The sequence below is a fragment of the Ruegeria sp. BE3 genome (genome assembly GCF_056538865.1).
This window is the reverse complement of sequence record NZ_JBQFTW010000013.1, coordinates 33,464-53,394: the sequence shown is the minus strand read 5'-3', so window position 1 is coordinate 53,394 and position 19,931 is coordinate 33,464. Positions and strand designations below refer to the sequence as shown.

Below are 19,931 nucleotides of genomic sequence, written 5' to 3'. Positions count from 1 at the left end.
TCAATCCCTTCGCAGCGCAGGCCCGGTTGAGCTACCAACAACCAGCTCAGCCTCTAGAAGTCGCGTTTTTGGTGGGTCATTGGGTGCGTTGATCCGTTCGATCAACATTTCTGCTGCCAGATCTCCGGCATGTCGGACGGATGAACGCGTCGCGGTGAAAATCGGTACGTCCTGCCCGTTACGCATGTATGACAACTCATCATCATGGGCGATGACTGAGATATCACGGCCCATCTTCAACCCGTTCTCTTCCAGTGCGCGCCGGATACCCACCGCAGAGATAATGGACGAGGCCAGAATTGCCGTGGGCGGGTTCGGGAGTTTCAGCATGTCGCAAGCAGTTTGGTGCCCGTAAATCTCGGTCATTTCGGCGCTGCGCAGCAATTCCGGATCAGGGGTGATCCCGGCTTCGGCCAAGGCCGCCATATAGCCGTTTCGGCGGCGCTGGGCAAAATCCATCTCTTCCAAGCCGTTGATGAGTGCAATTCGACGATGCCCGAGGTCGATCAGAAAACGCGTCGCACGCTCGAAGGACCGCTGGTTGTTCACGTCGATCCAGTCATAAGGAACTTCTGCGCCGGTCGAGCGACCGTGGACGATAAACGGCACTCCCATCCGGGACAGAACCGAAATCCGCGGTTCGTTCACCTTTGGGCCTTGCAGCACAATGCCATCCACCACGCCGCGATTAAAAAGGCTGCGATAGGAGGCCTCGATCGATGTATCAGGCGCATGGGTGAACATCATGTCATAGTTGTTATCAGCGTATTTCTGCGCCGCGCCGGCAACAAAATCCCCAAAAATCGGATTTACCATCTCATGCTGCGATGAGGTGGGAATCACATGGCCGATCACCATCGAGCGCCCTGTAGCCAGCCCTTTGGCACGACTATTTGGACGGTAGCCGTGCCTGTCGGCAGCGGCCTGAACTCGGATGCGCGTATCCTCTTTCACTTCGGGGTACCCGTTCAACGCTCGGCTGACCGTTGTCTGTGAAAGGCCGAGTATTTCCGAGAGCTGCTTTAAGTTCATGGCTTTCAAAGCGCCTTCAAAAGTTGATTTACATTGTTGTGATTCGAAATCCAGTTTCCGTCAACCTGTTTCGCGAGATAAGCAAAAGTAACCGGTATTATGGCGATGGAGTAACGAAATGTTGACAGAGCTTAAATGTTAGCGGATAAACTCAGGCATTCAAAGCGCTTTGAAAAACGAATCTCGATGCGCGGAACATACTGGGAGGAGAATTCATGAAACACTCGCTTTATGCAGGTGCGGCCACGTTCGCCCTGATGGCGGGCGCGGCGCAGGCTGACAAGGTGACTGTGTTCGGGCCATGGCTGGGGCCGGATCAGGAGAATGTCGAAAAGGTTCTGGATGGCTTCGCCGCCGCGACGGGTCATGAGTATGCCTATGTTGGTTCGGACAGTTTCGAGCAGCAGATCAGAATTGATGCCGAGGCCGGGTCGGCGCCGAATGTTGCTGTCTTCCCTCAGCCTGGGCTTGCGGCGGACATGGCCAAGTCGGGATTTCTGACCCCGCTGGGTGATGGAACAGCGGATTGGATACGGGACAACTATGCCGCAGGTCAGTCCTGGGTTGATCTGGGAACTTACCCGGGCGCGGACGGACAGGAGCATCTGTACGGCTTCTTCTATAAGGTCGATGTGAAGTCGCTGGTCTGGTACGTGCCAGAGAATTTCGAGGATGCGGGCTATGAAGTCCCAACCACGATGGAAGAATTAAAGGCGCTGACCGACCAGATCGTAGCTGACGGAGAGACGCCGTGGTGTATCGGGCTGGGATCCGGTGGCGCAACCGGATGGCCGGCGACGGATTGGGTCGAAGACATGATGCTGCGTACGCAGTCGCCCGATGACTACGACGCCTGGGTCGCGAACGAGATGAAGTTTAATGACCCTAAAGTCATCGCAGCGATCGAAGAATTTGGGGCCTTCGCACGCAATGACGACTATGTAGCAGGTGGTGCCGGTGCGGTCGCGACAACAGATTTCCGTGATAGTCCGAAGGGCATGTTCAGTTCTCCTCCACAGTGTTACCTGCATCGTCAGGCGTCATTCATCCCTGCTTTCTTTCCAGAAGGCACCGTCGTGGGTGAAGATGCGGATTTCTTCTACTTCCCTGCGTATGAAAGCACGGATCTGGGCAGCCCAGTTCTGGGTGCAGGCACGCTCTGGGCAATAACCAATGACAGCCCTGCTGCACACGATCTGATCGCTTACCTGCAAACGCCCGAAGCGCATGAGATCTGGATGCAGTTGACCGGTTTTCTGACCCCCCACAAGGGCGTTGATACCTCATTGTTCTCGGACCCAACGCTGGCGAAAATGAACGACATCCTTCTGGGCGCGACCACGTTCCGATTTGATGGCTCCGACCTTATGCCGGGCGGGGTGGGTGCGGGCACCTTCTGGACCGGAATGGTCGATTACACCGGAGGCAAGCCTGCACAAGAGGTAGCCGATGAAATCCAATCCTCCTGGGATGCGCTGGACTAAGCGCCTCTGAGACCGGGCGGTCTACTCAATAGGCCGCCCCAATCCCTTTTTTGCAACGGAGAGTGTCATGCATCCGGCACTTCAGGGCCTGCTGACCATCGCCATCGGCGTGTCGGGCTGTGTGGGCTATTTCTATCTGTCGAACCAGTTTCTGGACAAGGTTCTGTTCCCGGCACGCGGACCGAATGCAGGTCGCAATATCAACCGTGCCAATATGATCCGGCCCTGGCTATTTCTGTTTCCTGCGCTGCTCGCTCTGGGCCTGTATCTGGCCTACCCGGTGGTTGAGACGCTGCGCCTGTCGCTGACAGATCGCATCCCCGGGGGCGGCTACGAATGGGTTGGCCTTGAAAATTATCGCCAGATGGCCGCCGAGCCGAAATTCTGGGAGGCCATGCGCAATAATATGCTCTGGCTGATTGTGGTTCCGGCGATGTCGACAGCGTTTGGGCTGCTGGTGGCACAACTGACCGACCGGATCCGCTGGGGCAATGTGGCCAAGGCACTGATCTTCATGCCGATGGCGATTTCGTTTGTCGGAGCCTCGGTGATCTGGAAGCTGGTCTATGACACAAGGCCAGCGGAACAGGATCAGATCGGCATCCTGAACGCGCTTTATATCTTCTTTGGCGGAACCGAGCCGCAGACTTGGCTGACGATCCCATTTTGGAACAGTTTCTTCCTGATGATCGTGCTGGTCTGGATTCAGACCGGGTTTGCCATGGTTATCCTATCTGCCGCACTGCGGGGCATTCCAGAAGAGACCATCGAGGCTGCCATTCTGGACGGTGCGAACCCGTTCCAGATCTTTTTCAAGATTAAGGTACCGCAGATCAAGACCACAATCCTCGTGGTGTGGACGACGATCACGATCACCGTTCTAAAGGTCTTTGACATCGTTTTCGCCATGACCAACGGGCAGTGGGAAACTCAAGTGCTGGCCAATTACATGTTCGACAAGCTGTTCCGCGCCAATGATTGGGGCGTGGGATCGGCTTCGGCCATGGTGATCATGCTGCTGGTGACACCGATCCTGATCTGGAACGTGCGCAATGCGCGCCAAGAGATGAAGTAGGGGGCTGGCATGAACGATATTGCAGGAACCAAACCGGCCCTCAGATGGGTGGTCCATGCCTCAGTCGTATTACTTGTGGTGCTATGGGTCTTTCCGACGCTGGGTCTTCTGATCTCGTCCTTTCGGACGGCGGATCAGATTGCGACCAGCGGCTGGTGGCGCTCGCTGTTTCCGTCCGAGCAGAACCTGACACTGCGCAGCGCAGCGCCCGATACGCAGGCCCTTGAAAATGGGGTTTACGTCATCGAAGGCAATCTGTTTGACGCAGGCGTGACGGCCAAGATTTCGCAGTGGGGCGTCAGCTCTCGCGCAATCGATGCGTTCAAACCGGGCGAAACGGCTGAGCTTCGTCGAGGTGGAGATATTACGGTTGACGCTGATGGCAACTACCGGATGAAGAACACCGAAGAGTTCTCGGGCAGCCGCGGCGCGCGCGTCTTTGTAACGGCCGAGTTGCCGCCTGAATTCACGCTAGAGAACTATCACAAGGTGCTGCTGGCTGAAGACAGCACCGACAGCATGGGCAAGGCCTTTTTCAACACACTCACGGTAACGATCCCGGCAACGATCATTCCGATCCTAGTCGCCGCCTTTGCGGCCTATGCGCTCGCTTGGATGGATTTCCCGGGTCGTGCCCTGCTGATCGCAGCTGTGGTCGGATTGCTGGTCGTACCTTTGCAATTGGCACTGATCCCGCTGCTGAAACTTCACCTGAGCATTGGGATTCCCAAAGGGTATCTTGGCGTCTGGCTCGCGCATACCGGTTTCGGGATGCCGTTGGCGATTTACCTGCTGCGGAATTACATGGCCGGGCTGCCTCGCGATCTAATTGAAAATGCGCGGGTCGATGGCGCGACCGAGTTTCAGATCTTCACAAAACTGATCTTGCCGCTCAGCTTCCCGGCCTTGGCCTCATTTGCGATCTTTCAGTTCTTATGGACATGGAACGATCTGCTAGTCGCCAAGGTGTTTCTGATCGATGCCACCGGCCAGACCACGGTGATGACCAACCGCATCGTTGAGCTTTTGGGTACACGAGGCGGCAACTGGGAAATCCTAGCCACAGCGGCGTTCGTCTCAATCGCGGTACCGCTGGTGGTCTTCTTCGCAATGCAAAAATATCTGGTCCGCGGTTTGCTGGCCGGGTCTGTAAAATAAGGGCGTGTGATGAACGTGCAAAACAACGCGACAGCATTCGAAACAACCAAAGCGGCGTCGGAGTGGTGGCGGGGCGGTGTGATCTATCAGATCTATCCACGCAGCTTTCAGGACAGCAACGGCGACGGGATCGGAGACCTCAAGGGCATCACCCAGCGGCTAGGCTACATCGCCTCGCTGGGGGTTGATGCGATCTGGATTTCGCCGTTCTTCAAATCTCCGATGAAGGATTTTGGTTATGACGTCAGCGACTATCGCGATGTCGACCCGATGTTCGGCACCATGGCGGACTTCAAAGAGCTGCTGGATCAAGCCCATGCGCATGGGTTGAAGGTGATGATCGATCTGGTGCTATCCCACACCTCGGACCAACACCCATGGTTTAGCGAAAGCCGCGCCAGTCGCGAGAACTCGAAATCCGATTGGTATGTGTGGGCCGATCCCAAGCCTGACGGGACACCTCCGAATAATTGGCTGTCGATCTTTGGCGGTTCGGCGTGGCAGTGGGATGCGCGGCGGTTACAGTATTATTTGCACAACTTCCTGACCTCGCAGCCGGATTTGAACTTCCATTGCAAGGATGTTCAGGATGCGCTGCTGGATGTGGCGCGCTTCTGGCTGGATATGGGGGTCGACGGGTTCCGTCTGGATACGATCAATTTCTATTTCCACGACGCCCAGCTGCGTGACAATCCCGGCCTGCCGATGGATCAGAGGAACTCATCAATTGCGCCGATGGTGAACCCGTATAACCATCAGGATCACCTCTATTCCAAAAGCCAACCCGAGAATATCGCGTTCCTTGAACGGTTGCGCGCCCTGACTGACGAATACCAGGGCCGCGCCTGTCTGGGCGAGGTCGGCGACGCGCAGCGCGGGCTTGAGATTATGGGCGAGTACACCAGCGGCGATAAACGGATGCATATGTGTTATGCCTTCGAGTTCCTTGAAAAGCGTGCGCTGACGGCAGCTTACACCAAGCAGGTTTTTGATCAGTTGGAGGACAAGGCGGGCGATGCGTGGCCCTGCTGGGCCTTCTCGAACCACGATGTGCAGCGCCATGCCTCGCGCTGGGGTCTGGATGATGCGGCCATCCGACAGCATGCGGTCCTGATGATGTGCCTGAAGGGTTCCGCCTGCCTGTACCAAGGTGAAGAACTGGGTCTGCCCGAGGCAGATGTAGCATTCGAGGATTTGCAGGACCCCTATGGCATTGAATTTTGGCCAGAATTCAAAGGCCGTGACGGTTGTCGGACGCCGATGGTTTGGGCTTCGCAGGATGAACAATCCGGGTTCAGCACAGGCCGACCGTGGTTACCGGTCAGCCGTACACAAGCCGAGCGAGCAGTGGACCGGTTAGAGCAGGACCCAACTTCGATGCTGTACCACTACCGCCATGCGATTGCTTTGCGTCATGCGCATTCAGCGTTGATGTCCGGAGCGCAAACAGGAATGGCACAGATCGGGTCGCTTCTGACCTTCATTCGCGAGGATGACGCCCAGCAGGTGTTTTGCGCTTTTAACATGGGAGCAGAACCCACTGAGGTGTCTCTGCCTGGCGGCGAATGGCATGTGATCGGGGAGGAGTTGGGCGGTGTTCACGGGGAAGGCACTGTGGTGCTGAACGCCGCTCAATTCTGTCTGCTGGCTCGGGAAAAGAGGTAAACCATGTCGGAACTCAAGCTTACGGATGTGGCCAAGTCCTATGGCCCGGTCGATGTTTTGAAACATATCGATCTCGATATCGAACAGGGTGAGCTGGTCGTTTTTGTCGGCCCTTCGGGCTGTGGTAAATCCACGTTGCTGAGGATGATCGCGGGCCTTGAAAAGATCACGGGTGGCACGCTTGAGATCGAAGGGCAGGTGGTGAACGATGTGCCGCCCGCGCAGCGGGGCATCGCGATGGTGTTCCAGTCTTATGCGCTTTATCCGCATATGACGGTGCGGGAAAACATGGCCTTCGCGCTCAAGATCGCCAAGATGCCAAGCGCTGAGGTTGATGCGGCCGTGGATCGCGCCGCGCAGATTCTGCAGCTTGAACCGCTGCTGGATCGTCTGCCCAAGGCACTGTCCGGCGGGCAGCGCCAGCGTGTTGCAATAGGACGGGCCATCGTGCGCGACCCAAAGGTGTATTTGTTTGACGAGCCGCTCTCGAACCTGGACGCTGCGTTGCGCGTGGCCACACGGATCGAGATTGCGCGTCTGAAAGAAGCGATGCCCGATAGCACGATGATCTACGTCACCCATGATCAGGTCGAGGCGATGACCCTGGCCAGCCGCATCGTGGTTTTGGCCAACAAGGGAATCGCTCAGGTTGGCACACCGCTCGAATTGTATGAGACGCCTGACAATGAGTTCGTCGCGCAATTCATCGGCTCACCCGCCATGAATCTGCTTCCGGGCACCATCACCGCGACCGGAGAGACGACGACTGTGGCACTGGATGATGGTGGCGTGGCGGTCTCTTCGATACCGACCGATGCCTCGGACGAAGGCAAAACCGTCAATATCGGCGTCCGGCCTGAGGATTTGGTGATGGCCGAGGAAGACGCGATCTATTCCGGCGTGGTGGACTTTACCGAAGCGCTGGGCGAGGTTACGTTGCTCTATTTCGCAGCACCCGAAGACCGGGATGCAGTGATTGCCAAGCTTCCTGGCATTCAGCGTAATCTGCGTGGGCAAAGCGTCTCGGTCACCGCTGCGCCCGAGAAAGTGCATCTGTTCCACAATGGTCAGTCGATGCGGCGCTAACCCAGTTTTGCTAGGAAACCGGAGACCTTCTCCAATCCGTCGCGAAGGATCGAGGGCGTATTGGCGTAACCGATCCGAACGCAGCCTTCTAATCCCAGCGCAGAGCCCGGCGTGAACATCACACCGGTGCCCTGCAGTAGTTTCACGCAGAATTCGCGTGAGGGCATGTCGAAATCATAGTGCAACAGCGCGGTCGTCCCGGCTTTGGGTTTGATCCAGCTGATCCGGGGCTCTTTCGCAACCCATTCCGCCAGCATGGCAAGGTTGCCGCGCGTGATGGCTTGACTGCGCGCCAGAACCTTGTCGTGGTGTTCCAGCGCGAGTGTCGCGAAATGGTCGTCGATCATACCGACCGAGATCGTATCGTAATCCCGATGGATCGATACCGCCTCGATCAATTCTGGTGCGGCGGCGATCCAGCCCAGCCGCAGCCCCGCCAGTGAGAATGCCTTGGACATGCCCGCAGTCGAAATTCCTTTCTCATAGAGATCAGAAACTGCGTCGGTCATGCCGGAGCCTTCTTGCCCGGTGCCGCGATAAACCTCGTCACACAGCAACCAGGCCCCGGCGGCGCGCGCGATCTCAACAATCTCAAGCAGGAAAGCGCGATCCATCACCGCGCCGGTCGGATTGTTGGGGTTGTTGATGGCGATCAGTTTGGTGTCTTGCGTCACTGCGGCGCGCAGCTCTTCCAGATCGGGCAGATAGGCGTTCTCGGCCCGCAGTTGGATTTGCGTCACCTCCGCACCGATGCTGGCCGGGATCGAGTAATGCTGTTGATAGGTCGGCACAACGGCCACCACCTTGTCGCCACGTTCGACCAGGGTTTTGTGGACCAACATGTTGGCCCCGATCGTACCGTGGGTGACGATGATATTCTCGCGCGCCTGTCGCTCATACAGGCCACAAATCGCATCGCGCAGCCGATCCGAACCCCGTATCGCGCCATAGGTCATCTTCATCCCCAGCAGCTCGGACAGATCATCCGAGTTTCGGCCGGCAAGCTGCAACAGCTCTGCGATGGTCAGGCTTTCGACACAGGTCTCCGCAAGATTATAGGCGCATCTGGTTTCCCATTCGTCCATCCAGATTTCGACGCCAAAGGGTTCGATCTTCATCGCACTATCCTGCCTGACTGAGCCTTAGCGCATCGTTCCCACGGCGAAGGCGCGAGGTCAACCAGAGCCTAGTCTGACTGGATCGTCGCAACCGCCGCCTGCACGGCTGCTTCTGTCAGGTCCAGATCAGCCTGCGTCACAGCGAGCGAGGGGTATAGTTTCCCCGGTGACTTAAACACACCTTTCTCACGCAGGACCGCATTGTAACGCGCATTCCGTCCGGGATCGTCATGGGCAGCGCTGCGGTAGTCGCGACAGGTTTGTTCGGTGAAGTAGATGTCGAACAGCGTCTCGTCGCCACAAATCCGATGCGGGATTCCGGCTTTGGTCAAAGCGTCGGATTGCATCGCCTGCAGCTTGCGTCCGATGTCGCGCAAGTGGTCATAAGCACCCTCACGTGCCAGAATTTCCATCGTTTTCAGCCCCGCTGCTGCGGCGACCGGGTTGCCTGAAAGCGTGCCCAGCTGCATCAGCCATTTATCGGCGCCGACCTTGTCCTTGTCGAAATGCTGCATGATCTCGGCGCTGGCCCCCAGGGCGGCCAAAGGGAAGCCGCCGCCGATGATCTTGCCCAGCGTGCAGATATCGGGCGTCACGCCATAATGCTCCTGTGCGCCGCCATAGGCGAGGCGGAATCCGGTGACGATCTCGTCAAAGATCAGCAAGACACCGTGCGTGTCGCACAGATCGCGCAGCCCCTGCAGATAGCCCGGCTCGGGCGGGATGATCCGCTGCAATGGCTCGACCATGATCGCGGCCACGTCACCGTGTTCCGCCAGCAGAGCGGCCACGGCCTCGAGGTCATTGTAAGGCGCAATCAGCATCTGGTCAGCAACGCCTTGCGGAATACCGGCGCTATCTGGCACGGCTTGGGGGAAGTTGACCCGTTTCGCTGGCGCGAGGCTCATCTGCGCTTCGGCGCTCATGCCGTGATATCCGCCTTCGAATTTCAGGATCTTGTCCTTGCCTGTATAGGCGCGCGCGAGCCGGATCGCGTACATATCCGCCTCACCCCCCGAAGCGACAAAGCGGACCTGTTCACAACACGGCACCGCGTTCACGATGGCCTCGGCCAGCTCTACGCCTTTGCTGTTGTTGCCAAAGAAGGTCATGCCCTTGGGTAGCTGTTCCAGTACGGCCTCCATCACCTCGGGATGGCCGTGCCCCAGCAGCATCGGGCCGGAGCCGATCAGATAGTCGACATATTCCCTGCCGTCCTCATCCCAGACCCGGCTGCCTTCGCCGCGTGCGATGATGATGCCGGGGTCGAAATTGCCAAACCCTCCGGCAGGCAGAACCTGTTCGGCGCGGGCGATCCATTCGGATTGTGTATGCGTTTTCAACATGTGTCAGGCCATTTCCAAAATCGGAGTTCCAAGGAGTTCCGGATCGGGCGTCACACCCAGCCCCGGGCCGTCAGGCGGCGCGATCCGACCATCCGCACGTTCTGGCGCATCAGGGCAGAGGCGCGGCGAAACATAAGAGGATAGATCGCAGGTATTCATCAACGAACCATGTGGTGTGGAGGCAGCAAAATGCAACGAAGCGGCGGTAACGATATCGGAACCCCACGTGCATTCGGCGCAGATCTCGGCCCCCAGATGAATGGTCAAGTCGCGCGCGCGGCGCATCGACGACAGGCCGCCGAATTTCGACAGTTTAAGCGCAACCGCGTCCATGCAGCCCAGTTCCGACGCCCGCAGCAGTGAGGCCAGATCGTACGCGTTTTCGTCTATTTTCATCGGCAGGCCGGTGGCCTGACGGACGGCGGCGCAGTCCTCAAGCGTTATGCAGGGCTGTTCCAGCATGATATCCAGATGCGCCACGGCGCGCCCGGTACGGGTGGCTTGCAGGCGCGAGGCTCCGCAGTTCCAGTCGCCATAGACCAGCGGGCCGGGACCCACGGCCTCTCGTACCTTGATTAGCCGTTCGGCGTCGGCCTGCCAGTCGCCCTCGACTCCCAGCTTGACCTGAAACTGTCGAATTCCGGTCTGATAAGCAGTTTGGGCGATCCGGACCATCTCATCCGACGCGACGCAGGTGATTGAATGATACAGGGGCATGTCCTTGCGCGTCCGCCCGCCCAGAAGCGCATAGACAGGTTGCCCCGTGGCTTTCCCAAACAAATCCCACAAGGCGATGTCGACGATCGATTTGGCGTGGGCATGACCCAGCAGGAAGCCATCCAGTTTCCGCATAGGGGCATCCGGGCCAAAGGGAGACATGCCGAGGATTTCAGGCCCCATCTCGGCCACTGCACTGGGCACACCTTTGGCAAAGGCAGGCAGGTAATGCGGTATCGGACAGACCTCGCCCCAGCCTTTCAGGCCGGTATCTGTTTCAAGACACAGTACATGGGTTTCGACGGTAGCGCAGGTTTTGCCGTCGGCCATGTAGTAGGTTTCGTGGCTGGTCAGGTCGATGGACCAGAGGGATATCTTGGTGATCTTCATTCAACCCATCCTTTGGGCTTGAGTGTGGCGTGGTCAGAGGGGCCAGCCCCTCTCTTGGCCTGTGGCCAATTCACACCCCGGGATATTTTGGGCCAGATGAAGGGGCGGATCATCGCGGGGCCTCGTAGGTTGCGATTGGAGGGCCGAGGGCGTCTTCGTCCGGGTGTACGCCGAGACCGGGGACCTCGGGCAAGTGAAGGTGGCCGTTGATATTGCGCGGCCCGCGACCGCCTGCGATGTCGACGGTAATCATGTCCTGACAGGCCCAGACTGCGTGGCAGTTCGCGTCAGGTATGGTCGCGGCCAGATGCAGGGCTTCGGCATCGGCCAACACTGTGCCGCCCGTAGCCATGACGAACATATCGATCCCGTGTGCCAGCGCGACGTCTCGCATCCGGGTGGCTTTGGTCAGCCCCCCGACGCGGTTGAGCTTGATGCCGAAGATCTCTGCGATGCCATCGCGCGCGATGCGGGTTGCGTCCTGCAAGGTGACAAGGCTTTCATCCACTGAAACCGGCGAGGCGTGTTTGCCGGAAATCGCCGCGATATCGTCCAGCGTTTCGCAGGGTTGTTCGATCATCACGTTGAGGTCTTCGACCGCGCTCATCACCCGCAAGGCTTGCTGCCGGGTCCAGCCGCGGTTGACGTCATACAGGATGATGTCCTCGGGATTGCGCAGGTTTTCGACGTCGCGGATACGGGCGATGTCACGGGCCACATCGCCGCCGATCTTGACCGAATGGGCGATATAACCGCGTTGGCGATAGCGATCGATCACAGCGCGGGTTTCTTCAATTGTTTTGGCCCCCACCGACGAGGCGACGGGGCGAGGGGTGCGAGAGCCTCCGCCCAGCAGATCGGCAATCGGCAAACCAGCAGCCTGACCAGCAATGTCCCAGCATGCCATATCAATCGGGCTTTTGGCATAGAGATGCCCGGGTAGCGCCAGATCCATCGCGCGTTCGACATCCAGTACCCGGCGCGGATCAAGGCCCAGAATGAACCGAGACATAGTTTCGATACCGGCACGAATGCCAGGGCCGTGGGCCGGAATATAAGTGTGCCCCCAGGGTGTGCCTTCACCCCATCCGATCAGCCCGGCATCGGTTTCGATTTTCACCAGCGTTGCATCGAGTGTTTCGAACTTCAGCCGCCCAGCGGACAACCAATAGGGATGCTCCAACGGAAGATCGACCTGATACACGGAAATGGATGTAATCTTCATAAGCCGTACTCTGCTACTTGCGCGCCGAGGCTTTCTAAGTCAGGAACGACACCCATGCCGGGCGTATCGGGCGCAAACAGTTTCCCATTCCGTGCCACCGCGCCACCGATCCCGGTCGAGCGCGTGTTATAGTTCATCAGATCCGTGGTGTTCTGCAGATACTCAGGCGGAGTCGAAGCCGCGAAATGCGCCACGGCGGCGGTTGCGATCTCACCGCCCCAGGTGTCTTCGCTGACCACGGGGATGCGGTTTTCGATCAGGTAATCGCGCACGCGCCGCGCCTTGCTGAGCCCGCCGAGATTCGAGATTTTCAGGCAGCAGATTTCAGCCCCGCGATCCGCAACGACCCGCTGGGCCATATGCATACCCGTCAGACATTCATCCAGCTTCATCGGCTGTTCGGCGACGCGGCGCACCTGCTGGCATTCCTCGTAGGTCCGGCAAGGCTGTTCAAGGATGAAATCCAGATCACTGGTCGCCCGCGCCACGCGGATCGCATTGTCGACCCGCCACCCTTGATTGGCATCCGCCATCGCCTTTTCTCCGGCGTTTAACAACGGCACTGTCGCGCGTATCCGGTCGATATCAGTTGCCCAATCGCCGCCGACCTTGATCTGGAACTGGCGATAACCCTGATCGCGATAGGCGTTCATCTCGGCGATGGTTTCATCCGCCGCTTTCTGTGGTGCGACCCGATACATCGGTGCACCGTCCGTTAGGTTGCCGCCCAACAGCATCCAGATCGGCTGATCGCAAGCCTGTCCGAGGATATCCCAGCAGGCCGCATCGAACGGGGCCTTGGCATAGCCGTGACCTTGGATAAGATGATCCATCAATTGCTCGATCCGTCCGACCTGTCGTGGATCCTCGCCCAGCAGCTTGGGCGCGACCAGCTTGGCCAGCGCCGGCACACCTTCGGAGTGGGCAATCATATAGTTCTCACCGCAAGGCGTGAACTCACCACAGCCTTGCAGTCCCGCATCGGTGTCGATGACCACGACCGAGGCTATGGCCGTTTCAATCGCATTTCCCGCGCCCCAAACGTACGCGCCGCCTACATAAGGCAGCCCGGTCTGATAGATGCGGATGCGCGTGATCTTCATGATGCATCCATTTGCGGCAGGGCATTCAGACCCGCGCCGCGCCACAGCACGAAGGTCAGGATGGGCTGATCGCCGGTGGTCATCGCATGGCTTTGCCAGCTTTGGTGCAGGCGAGTCTGGCCGGGGCCGACAAAAGCCTCGTCACCTTCGACCCGGAATTGCGCGCCGCCGGCGAGGGTCACGTATAGTTCCTCGGCCTGATGGCTGTGCCAGTCATAGTTCAGGCCTGCGCCCCAATATGCGACATAGCCCCGCAATTGGGTCGAGTGGAAATGCCCGGTCGGCCCGAACAACTCATAATACCCATAGCGCGCGAGGAAGTCCGCACCGACCTCCTCCTCGGTATAGGTCACTTTCCAGTTTGCCAGTTCAGCTGTCGCTGCAATGGCTTCGACCATACAGTGTGTTGCTTCGGACCCAGCAAGGTCAAAGCTGCGAACAAGCTGAGTTGCCGGGATCGGCGAGGGTGCCGTTTCCGTTGATGCCAGATCTGTGGGCCAATCGGCAAACCCTGCCAGATCAGGGTGCGATTGATGTAACAGCCGGGCTGCTTCCAGAACATCATGCATCGTCATGGGATCACCACGATATTTCCGGTGTGTTTCTTGGCGATAAAGGCAGCCTGAGCCGCGTGCAATTCGCTCAGCGGATAAGTCGCGGCGAGCGAAGGTTTCACTTCGCCAGCCTCAATGTATCGAACGAGGTTTTGCATTACCTCCGGGTCAATCACGGTCGAGCCGGTAAAGGTCAGATCGCGCAAATAGAAAGTACGCAGATCGAACTCGACCATCGGGCCAGCGATCGCGCCCGAGCAGGTATACCGCCCGCCGCGCTCCAAAACGTCGATCAGCTTTGGCCAGAACGGCCCACCGACCACATCGGCAACGACGGTGATCTTTTCCTGCCCAAGCGCGGCACGCAGGTTTTCCGGTGCGCGCGGCAGGATGCGGTCAGGTCCAAGCTGCGCGACCTCGGCATGTTTGGCTTCTGACGCCAGGGCGATCACCCGCGCGCCGCGTCGCTTTGCCAACTGGACCAATGCACCTCCGACGCCGCCCGATGCGCCAGGCACCAGAACCGTGTCGTTCTCCGAGACATTTGCGCGGGTCAGCATCCCTTCGGCGGTGGAATATGAGCACGAGAATGTTGCCAGTTCCGCATCTGACAGAGGGGATTGGATCGCAATGGCATTCCGCGCGGGGATTGTCGAGTATTGCGCAAACCCGCCATCCCGTTCGGAACCAAAATAGCCGGTCTTGTCTTTGTTCGTTGGCTCTGCCGGATCGCGCAGCCAGCAATCGGTGATCACTCGCTCGCCGATCCTGAGCGGGTCCACACCTTCGCCAACGGCGACGATCTGGCCGCACACATCTGCGCCTTGAATGCGCGGAAAAACCAAAGGCGCGCCACCCCAGGTCGGGTCTTCCTCGCCGACTTCTTCAAATGCACCGCCTGTCGTGGCGTCGCTTACCGTTTTTGAATACCAGCCAGAGCGCGTATTCACGTCGGTATTGTTCAGCCCGCAGGCTCCGACCCGGATCAATACTTCGCCCGAGGCAGGGATCGGGCAGGGCCAGTCTTCGTGCCAGGCCATCTGATCCAGATCGCCGTGGCCCATGGTGACCATGGCCTGCATTGTGGTGGGATGCGTCATTGGGCGGCCTCGAGCGCGGCGTCCGTGCGGGGGAGCAGGCTTTGCGGGTCATAAGCGGGCTCAGACAAAACCAGCGCGGCGCGGGGTGTGCCATGGATGATGACCTCAAGCTGGGTGCCTGCAGCGGCGGCTTCGGGCTTGATATAAGCGAAGGCCAGGATTTTGCCGACTGTGTGGCCATACGCTACGGACGCGGTCGAGCCAACAACACGCCCGTCCAGCAACACGGCCTCACCACCATGTCCGTCGATCTCACCATCCGGTTCGATCTCAAGATAGGTACAGATCCACGGCAAATCTGTGTTCAGGGTCTTATCCTTGCCGAGATAGTCTTTGTCGGTTTTCGCAAAGCGCAGCACATCGGCTTCGGCCAAAGTGACTTCGTTGGTCAGTTCTCCGGCCCCTTTGAAGCCTTTCTCCATCCGCATCACATTCATCGCAAAGCTGCCGTAGTCGGCGATTCCATGCGCTTCGCCAGCGGCCCAGAGCGCGTTGTAGACGTCCAGACAGGCGGTGTTGGGCATGTGCAGTTCCCAGCCAAGTTCACCTGCATAGGACATCCGGAAAGCCCAGACATCATGACCCGCGATCCTGATTTGCTGGGCAGATAGCCAGCGGAACCCGGCATTGCTGAGGTCGGCATCAGTGCAGGCGCTCAGGACGTCACGCGACTTTGGCCCGTTCAAAGACAGAGCCGACCAATCTACTGACAGTGCGGCGATCACGACGTCTTCTGCATCGCGCTGCTGTGCCAGATGATCCAGCAGGCGTTGTTCGAAAAACGCGGCACATACGAGGTAATAGCGATCCTGCGCCATGCGCACGATGGTCGTCTCCAATTCGATCCGTCCCCGGTGGTTCAGCATGTGGGTCAGGGTGATCGAGCCATCTTTCTGCGGCATCCGGTTCGCGGTCAGCCGATCCAGCAGGGCGTAGGCATCAGGGCCTGAAACCTCGACCTTGGTGAAGGCGGTGACGTCCATGATGCCGACCCGTTCGCGCACGGCTTTGACTTCTTGCGCGACCATGTCGTCCGCAGCAGTCCGGCGGAAGGAATAGTGATCCTGTTGCGCGACCCCATCCCGTGCAAACCAGCGCGGGCGCTCAAAGCCATAGACCTCTTCATGCACCGCACCCTTTGATTTCAGCAGCTCATGAAGGGGTGACGGTTTGATCGGACGGCCTGCCAGGCGATTGAAATGCGGGAAGGGGATTTCGTGGCGCAGGCAATAGTCTTCCTCAGCCTTGATCACCTGCCAGTCTTTCGTGGCGTAGCTGCCAAAGCGGCGGGGATCATACTCGCGCATCGAGATGTCGGCGGCTCCGTGCACCATCCAGCGTGCCAGCTCGCGCGTTAGGCCCGGCCCCCAGCCGATCCCGATCTGAGTGCCGCAGCAGCACCAGTAATTCCGCACGCCCGGCGCAGGCCCGATCAGCGGGTTGCCATCGGGCGGATGGCTGATCGCACCATGCACCTCGCGCTGAATGCCCAGTTCGGCAAAGATCGGCATCCGGTTCAGGCTTTCCTCAAGCCATGGCATTACCCGGTCGTAATCGGCATCGAACAGCCAGTTCTCGTAGTCCCACGGGCAGTGATCATGCCAGACCGAGTTTGGGTTCTCTTTCTCGTAGATCCCGATCAGCCCGCGCTTTTGCTCCATCCGGATATAGCCCGAGACCTTCTTGTCATCGCGGATCACTGGCAGTTCTTTGTCCAGAGCTTCAAACTCGGGCACTGGTTCGGTCACGAAGTAATGGTGCGTCATCGACGTCATCGGCAGCTGCAGCCCCGACCATTCGCCCATCTGCCGCGCATAAGTGCCGCCCGCGTTGACCACGTGTTCGCAGGTGATCGTGCCCTTGGGCGTCTCGACCACCCATTCACCGTTCTCGGCCTGAGTGATGTTGGTCGCCTGACAGTGCCGGATGATCCGAACGCCCTTCTGACGCGCACCTGCGGCCATCGCCATGGTCACGTTGGTCGGGTCCACATGGCCGTCATCGGGCGTGTGCAGCGCGCCCAACACACCATCCAAATTGTAGAACGGATGTAGCTCGGCAATCCGATCCGGGCCAACCAGTTCGATGTTGAAACCCAGGGAACGACCCACAGACAGAGTATGGCGCAGCCAGTCCATCTCGTCTTCGGTATAGGCCAGCCGGAACGAGCCACATCCATGCCATGTCACGGCCTGACCGGTCTCGGCCTCCAAGGCCCCGGAGTACAGCCCGATATTGTAATCGACGCATTTGCCTAAGCCGAAGCTAGAGGTCGAATGGGTGATCTGCCCCGCCGCATGCCAGGTGCTGCCGCTGGTCAGTTCGGCCTTTTCCAGCAGCACAGTGTCTGTGCCCCAGCCCTCGTGCCCAAGATGGTAGGCAAGGCCCACCCCCATCACTCCGCCACCCACGATAACCACGCGTGCGTGGGTCGGGAAATCAGATGCCATCGGATCAATCCTCTGAGTCGATTTTGTCTCGACATCGTAAGCAAACAAAAGTACCATCGTCAATCATGAATGGGACAAATGTATCAAATACGATTCTTGAGCGGTTGGCGGACGAACTGTCCGAGCTGACACCAGAAGCGCGCAAGGCCGCCACTTATGTGCTGGAAAACCCGCGCGATGTGGGGGTTTCGACGGTGCGGGAAATCGCCGAGGCCGCGAATGTGAAGCCCAACACCATCGTCCGCATGGCGCGGCAGGTCGGGTTCGATGGCTACGAGGATTTCCGCGTGCCCTTCCGCGAGGCGATCCGGCGCGGGCAGGCTGATTTCCCGGATCGCGCCCGCTGGCTGCAGGATATTCGCAAGTCCGGCAATATGGGCGGGTTATATGCGGATATGGTTCAGGACGCCCTGCGCAATGTCGAGGAGACCTTTGCCAATATCTCGTCCGAACAGTTGAAAGCCGCCGCCGAAGACATCTGGAATTCGCGCAATGTGTTCGTGCTGGGCGTGGGCGTAAACAACTCGAATGCGCGGAACTTCGTCTATCTGGCGTCGACCGGGATGGTGCAGTTCCACGCAATCCCGCGCCCCGGATCGAATCCGATCGACGATCTGGCGTGGGCCGATGAACGCGACGTTCTGATCGCCATGACCTGCAAGCCTTATCGCAACGAGGTGGTCGAGGCGGTTCATGTCGCAAAGGAACAGGGCCTGAAGGTCGTGGGCCTGTCCGACAGTCCCGCCAGCCCAATTCTACGCAGCGCCGACCATGGTTTTGTCATCTCGGCGGACACACCGCAATTCTTCCCGTCCTCGGTCAGTACGGTTGCCTTGCTGGAAACGCTGCTGTCCTTTGTGATCGCCGTTGCCAGCGACGAGATCGTCGAGCGGGTCGAAACTTTTCATAAACGTCGCCATCAGCTTGGCCTTTATCACTCGGAGGACACGTGACAGCACCCATCCAATCTCTTGCAGCCCGGTATTATACTGATCCCGCCATATTTCGGTTGGAAACGGAAGGGTTGCTCGCGCGTACCTGGCAGTTTGGTTGCCATGCATCTGAACTGGCTGAGCCGGGCGCTTATGTGGCCTTCGAGGTTGCCGGGCAGGACCTGTTTGCCATTCGCGGGCGCGACTCGAAGATCCGCGTGTTCTACAATGTATGTCAGCACCGCGCCCATCAACTGGTCGAGGGCACAGGCACCACGCGCGTTGTGGTCTGCCCCTATCACGCCTGGACCTATGAGTTGACCGGAGAGTTGCGGGCCGGGCCGAACCTCAAGGCGGTTGAAGGGTTCGACAAATCCTCCGTGTGTCTGAACGAAGTGCGCACCGAAGAGTTCCTGGGCTTTGTCTTCGTCAATCTCGATCCCAACGCTGCGCCCATGGATGAGTGGTTTCCGAACGCCCGCGCCGAGCTTGAGGAATGGGTGCCCAACTGGGCCGATCTGAAGCCGTTGGAATGGGTCGAGATACCGGAACTGTGCAACTGGAAGGTCTCAGTCGAGAATTACTCGGAGTGCTACCATTGCTCGCTCAACCATCCGACTTTTGCCAATGGCGTGGTCAGGCCGGAAACCTATGACATTCAGCCTCAGGGCATGTGCCTGCGCCACACGACGGAATGCCAAAGCCTCGAGAACATGACTTATGACATTAAGTCAGGCTTTGAGCATTTCGATGAGTATTCCAGTTGGTTCCTCTGGCCGATGTTCTCGTTTCAGGTCTATCCGGGGAACGTGCTGAACACCTATCACTGGCGTGCTGTGGATGCCGACCACGTGGTGGTTTGGCGCGGTTGGTATTCGGTGGGTGGCATGGACGACCAGAAGATAAGGCAACTTGCTGCACAGGATCGGGCAACAACGGTGGAAGAGGATATCCGGCTGGTCGAATCCGTACAGCGTGGCCTGCATTCGCGCGGATATCGTCCGGGCCCTCTGGTCGTCGATCCCAAAGGTGGGGTAAATTCGGAACATCCCGTCATGCATCTACAAAAATGGATGCGCGAAGCGGTTGACGGGCAGCCTCAATAAAAGGACCGAGTGATGAGCACATTTGACGAAGACCTGTTCCTGAAAGGTCTGGAACAGCGCAAGGCGACGCTGGGCGCGGAGTATGTGGAAAAGAATCTGGCCGCTGCCGATGATTTTACCCGCCCGTTTCAGGAAGCGATGACCGCTTGGTGCTGGGGCTTCGGCTGGGGTGACGATGTGATCGACGCCAAGACACGGTCCATGATGAACCTGTCGATGATCGGTGCGCTGGGCAAAATGCATGAATGGGAAATCCATTGCCGGGGTGCGATCAACAACGGCGTCACGACCGAGGAAATCCGCGCCATCATCCATGTCATAGGCATCTATTGCGGCGTGCCGCAGGCGCTGGAATGCTTCCGCGTGGCCCGCAAGGTGATTGAGGGCTAA

General features: G+C 58.7%; 17 protein-coding genes. 8 read left to right on the top strand and 9 right to left on the bottom strand.

Going from position 1 to position 19,931, the window contains the following annotated elements; translation table 11 throughout:
- A complete protein-coding gene (locus ACR0AZ_RS19800) occupies positions 1–1,032 on the bottom strand; it encodes a LacI family DNA-binding transcriptional regulator (protein ID WP_480470634.1) in 1,032 nt (343 codons plus the stop codon).
- Between the two features lie 215 nt (positions 1,033–1,247).
- Here ACR0AZ_RS19800 and ACR0AZ_RS19795 point away from each other — a divergent pair, with 215 nt between their 5' ends.
- From ACR0AZ_RS19795 to ACR0AZ_RS19775, 5 genes are all read left to right on the top strand, one after another.
- Positions 1,248–2,516 carry an ABC transporter substrate-binding protein gene (locus tag ACR0AZ_RS19795; protein WP_480470633.1) on the top strand — a complete coding sequence of 423 codons (1,269 nt, stop codon included), beginning with the start codon at positions 1,248–1,250 and terminating at the stop codon, positions 2,514–2,516.
- A gap of 67 nt (positions 2,517–2,583) precedes the next feature.
- A complete protein-coding gene (locus tag ACR0AZ_RS19790) occupies positions 2,584–3,591 on the top strand; it encodes a carbohydrate ABC transporter permease (RefSeq protein ID WP_480470632.1) in 1,008 nt (335 codons plus the stop codon).
- A 9-nt stretch (positions 3,592–3,600) separates the two neighbouring features.
- A complete protein-coding gene (locus ACR0AZ_RS19785) occupies positions 3,601–4,749 on the top strand; it encodes a carbohydrate ABC transporter permease (RefSeq protein ID WP_480470631.1) in 1,149 nt (382 codons plus the stop codon).
- Between the two features lie 9 nt (positions 4,750–4,758).
- Positions 4,759–6,414: an alpha-glucosidase gene (locus ACR0AZ_RS19780; RefSeq protein WP_480470630.1), complete on the top strand. Its 1,656-nt coding sequence runs from the start codon at positions 4,759–4,761 to the stop codon at positions 6,412–6,414.
- Positions 6,415–6,417: 3 nt separating this feature from the next.
- Complete coding sequence (locus ACR0AZ_RS19775; RefSeq protein ID WP_480470629.1) at positions 6,418–7,500, top strand: ABC transporter ATP-binding protein; 1,083 nt, start codon at positions 6,418–6,420, stop codon at positions 7,498–7,500.
- On the opposite strand, the gene ACR0AZ_RS19770 is transcribed toward ACR0AZ_RS19775, so the two are convergent.
- The 8 genes from ACR0AZ_RS19770 to ACR0AZ_RS19735 form a co-directional block, all read right to left on the bottom strand.
- The gene (locus ACR0AZ_RS19770; RefSeq protein ID WP_480470628.1) at positions 7,497–8,618 is read right to left on the bottom strand and encodes an aminotransferase; all 1,122 of its coding nucleotides are present in this window, start codon (positions 8,616–8,618) and stop codon (positions 7,497–7,499) included. The two genes, ACR0AZ_RS19775 and ACR0AZ_RS19770, sit on opposite strands and share 4 nt — an antisense overlap.
- Before the next feature lie 68 nt (positions 8,619–8,686).
- Positions 8,687–9,964: an aspartate aminotransferase family protein gene (locus ACR0AZ_RS19765; RefSeq protein ID WP_480668107.1), complete on the bottom strand. Its 1,278-nt coding sequence runs from the start codon at positions 9,962–9,964 to the stop codon at positions 8,687–8,689.
- A 3-nt stretch (positions 9,965–9,967) separates the two neighbouring features.
- Positions 9,968–11,071, bottom strand: coding sequence for a mandelate racemase/muconate lactonizing enzyme family protein (locus tag ACR0AZ_RS19760; RefSeq protein WP_480470626.1), 1,104 nt, complete (start codon positions 11,069–11,071; stop codon positions 9,968–9,970).
- Between the two features lie 109 nt (positions 11,072–11,180).
- Positions 11,181–12,296: a mandelate racemase/muconate lactonizing enzyme family protein gene (locus ACR0AZ_RS19755; protein ID WP_480668106.1), complete on the bottom strand. Its 1,116-nt coding sequence runs from the start codon at positions 12,294–12,296 to the stop codon at positions 11,181–11,183.
- Positions 12,293–13,399, bottom strand: coding sequence for a mandelate racemase/muconate lactonizing enzyme family protein (locus ACR0AZ_RS19750; protein ID WP_480668105.1), 1,107 nt, complete (start codon positions 13,397–13,399; stop codon positions 12,293–12,295). The genes ACR0AZ_RS19755 and ACR0AZ_RS19750 overlap by 4 nt, the downstream gene beginning before the upstream one ends.
- Complete coding sequence (locus tag ACR0AZ_RS19745; protein WP_480668104.1) at positions 13,396–13,974, bottom strand: dimethylsulfonioproprionate lyase family protein; 579 nt, start codon at positions 13,972–13,974, stop codon at positions 13,396–13,398. Before ACR0AZ_RS19745 ends, ACR0AZ_RS19750 begins: the two co-directional genes overlap by 4 nt.
- Positions 13,971–15,053 carry an alcohol dehydrogenase family protein gene (locus tag ACR0AZ_RS19740; RefSeq protein WP_480470622.1) on the bottom strand — a complete coding sequence of 361 codons (1,083 nt, stop codon included), beginning with the start codon at positions 15,051–15,053 and terminating at the stop codon, positions 13,971–13,973. The genes ACR0AZ_RS19745 and ACR0AZ_RS19740 overlap by 4 nt, the downstream gene beginning before the upstream one ends.
- On the bottom strand, positions 15,050–17,503 hold the full coding sequence (locus ACR0AZ_RS19735) for an FAD-dependent oxidoreductase (protein ID WP_480471917.1): 2,454 nt from the start codon (positions 17,501–17,503) through the stop codon (positions 15,050–15,052). The genes ACR0AZ_RS19740 and ACR0AZ_RS19735 overlap by 4 nt, the downstream gene beginning before the upstream one ends.
- 65 nt (positions 17,504–17,568) lie before the next feature.
- Between ACR0AZ_RS19735 and ACR0AZ_RS19730 the strand changes: the two genes are divergently transcribed.
- Genes ACR0AZ_RS19730 through ACR0AZ_RS19720 form a run of 3 tightly spaced genes read left to right on the top strand, consistent with a single transcriptional unit; the run spans position 17,569 to position 19,931 of the window.
- Entirely contained in the window at positions 17,569–18,456 is an 888-nt protein-coding gene (locus tag ACR0AZ_RS19730; RefSeq protein ID WP_480660536.1) for a MurR/RpiR family transcriptional regulator, read from the top strand.
- Entirely contained in the window at positions 18,453–19,541 is a 1,089-nt protein-coding gene (locus tag ACR0AZ_RS19725; RefSeq protein WP_480470620.1) for an aromatic ring-hydroxylating oxygenase subunit alpha, read from the top strand. The genes ACR0AZ_RS19730 and ACR0AZ_RS19725 overlap by 4 nt, the downstream gene beginning before the upstream one ends.
- Before the next feature lie 12 nt (positions 19,542–19,553).
- Positions 19,554–19,931, top strand: coding sequence for a carboxymuconolactone decarboxylase family protein (locus ACR0AZ_RS19720; protein ID WP_480470619.1), 378 nt, complete (start codon positions 19,554–19,556; stop codon positions 19,929–19,931).

Bases quoted from the DNA above. Each gene is read 5' to 3' on its own strand.
- ACR0AZ_RS19800 (WP_480470634.1), bottom strand. From the start codon at position 1,032: ATGAACTTAAAGCAGCTCTCGGAAATACTCGGCCTTTCACAGACAACG.
- ACR0AZ_RS19795 (WP_480470633.1), top strand. From the start codon at position 1,248: ATGAAACACTCGCTTTATGCAGGTGCGGCCACGTTCGCCCTGATGGCG.
- ACR0AZ_RS19790 (WP_480470632.1), top strand. From the start codon at position 2,584: ATGCATCCGGCACTTCAGGGCCTGCTGACCATCGCCATCGGCGTGTCG.
- ACR0AZ_RS19785 (WP_480470631.1), top strand. From the start codon at position 3,601: ATGAACGATATTGCAGGAACCAAACCGGCCCTCAGATGGGTGGTCCAT.
- ACR0AZ_RS19780 (WP_480470630.1), top strand. From the start codon at position 4,759: ATGAACGTGCAAAACAACGCGACAGCATTCGAAACAACCAAAGCGGCG.
- ACR0AZ_RS19775 (WP_480470629.1), top strand. From the start codon at position 6,418: ATGTCGGAACTCAAGCTTACGGATGTGGCCAAGTCCTATGGCCCGGTC.
- ACR0AZ_RS19770 (WP_480470628.1), bottom strand. From the start codon at position 8,618: ATGAAGATCGAACCCTTTGGCGTCGAAATCTGGATGGACGAATGGGAA.
- ACR0AZ_RS19765 (WP_480668107.1), bottom strand. From the start codon at position 9,964: ATGTTGAAAACGCATACACAATCCGAATGGATCGCCCGCGCCGAACAG.
- ACR0AZ_RS19760 (WP_480470626.1), bottom strand. From the start codon at position 11,071: ATGAAGATCACCAAGATATCCCTCTGGTCCATCGACCTGACCAGCCAC.
- ACR0AZ_RS19755 (WP_480668106.1), bottom strand. From the start codon at position 12,296: ATGAAGATTACATCCATTTCCGTGTATCAGGTCGATCTTCCGTTGGAG.
- ACR0AZ_RS19750 (WP_480668105.1), bottom strand. From the start codon at position 13,399: ATGAAGATCACGCGCATCCGCATCTATCAGACCGGGCTGCCTTATGTA.
- ACR0AZ_RS19745 (WP_480668104.1), bottom strand. From the start codon at position 13,974: ATGACGATGCATGATGTTCTGGAAGCAGCCCGGCTGTTACATCAATCG.
- ACR0AZ_RS19740 (WP_480470622.1), bottom strand. From the start codon at position 15,053: ATGACGCATCCCACCACAATGCAGGCCATGGTCACCATGGGCCACGGC.
- ACR0AZ_RS19735 (WP_480471917.1), bottom strand. From the start codon at position 17,503: ATGGCATCTGATTTCCCGACCCACGCACGCGTGGTTATCGTGGGTGGC.
- ACR0AZ_RS19730 (WP_480660536.1), top strand. From the start codon at position 17,569: ATGAATGGGACAAATGTATCAAATACGATTCTTGAGCGGTTGGCGGAC.
- ACR0AZ_RS19720 (WP_480470619.1), top strand. From the start codon at position 19,554: ATGAGCACATTTGACGAAGACCTGTTCCTGAAAGGTCTGGAACAGCGC.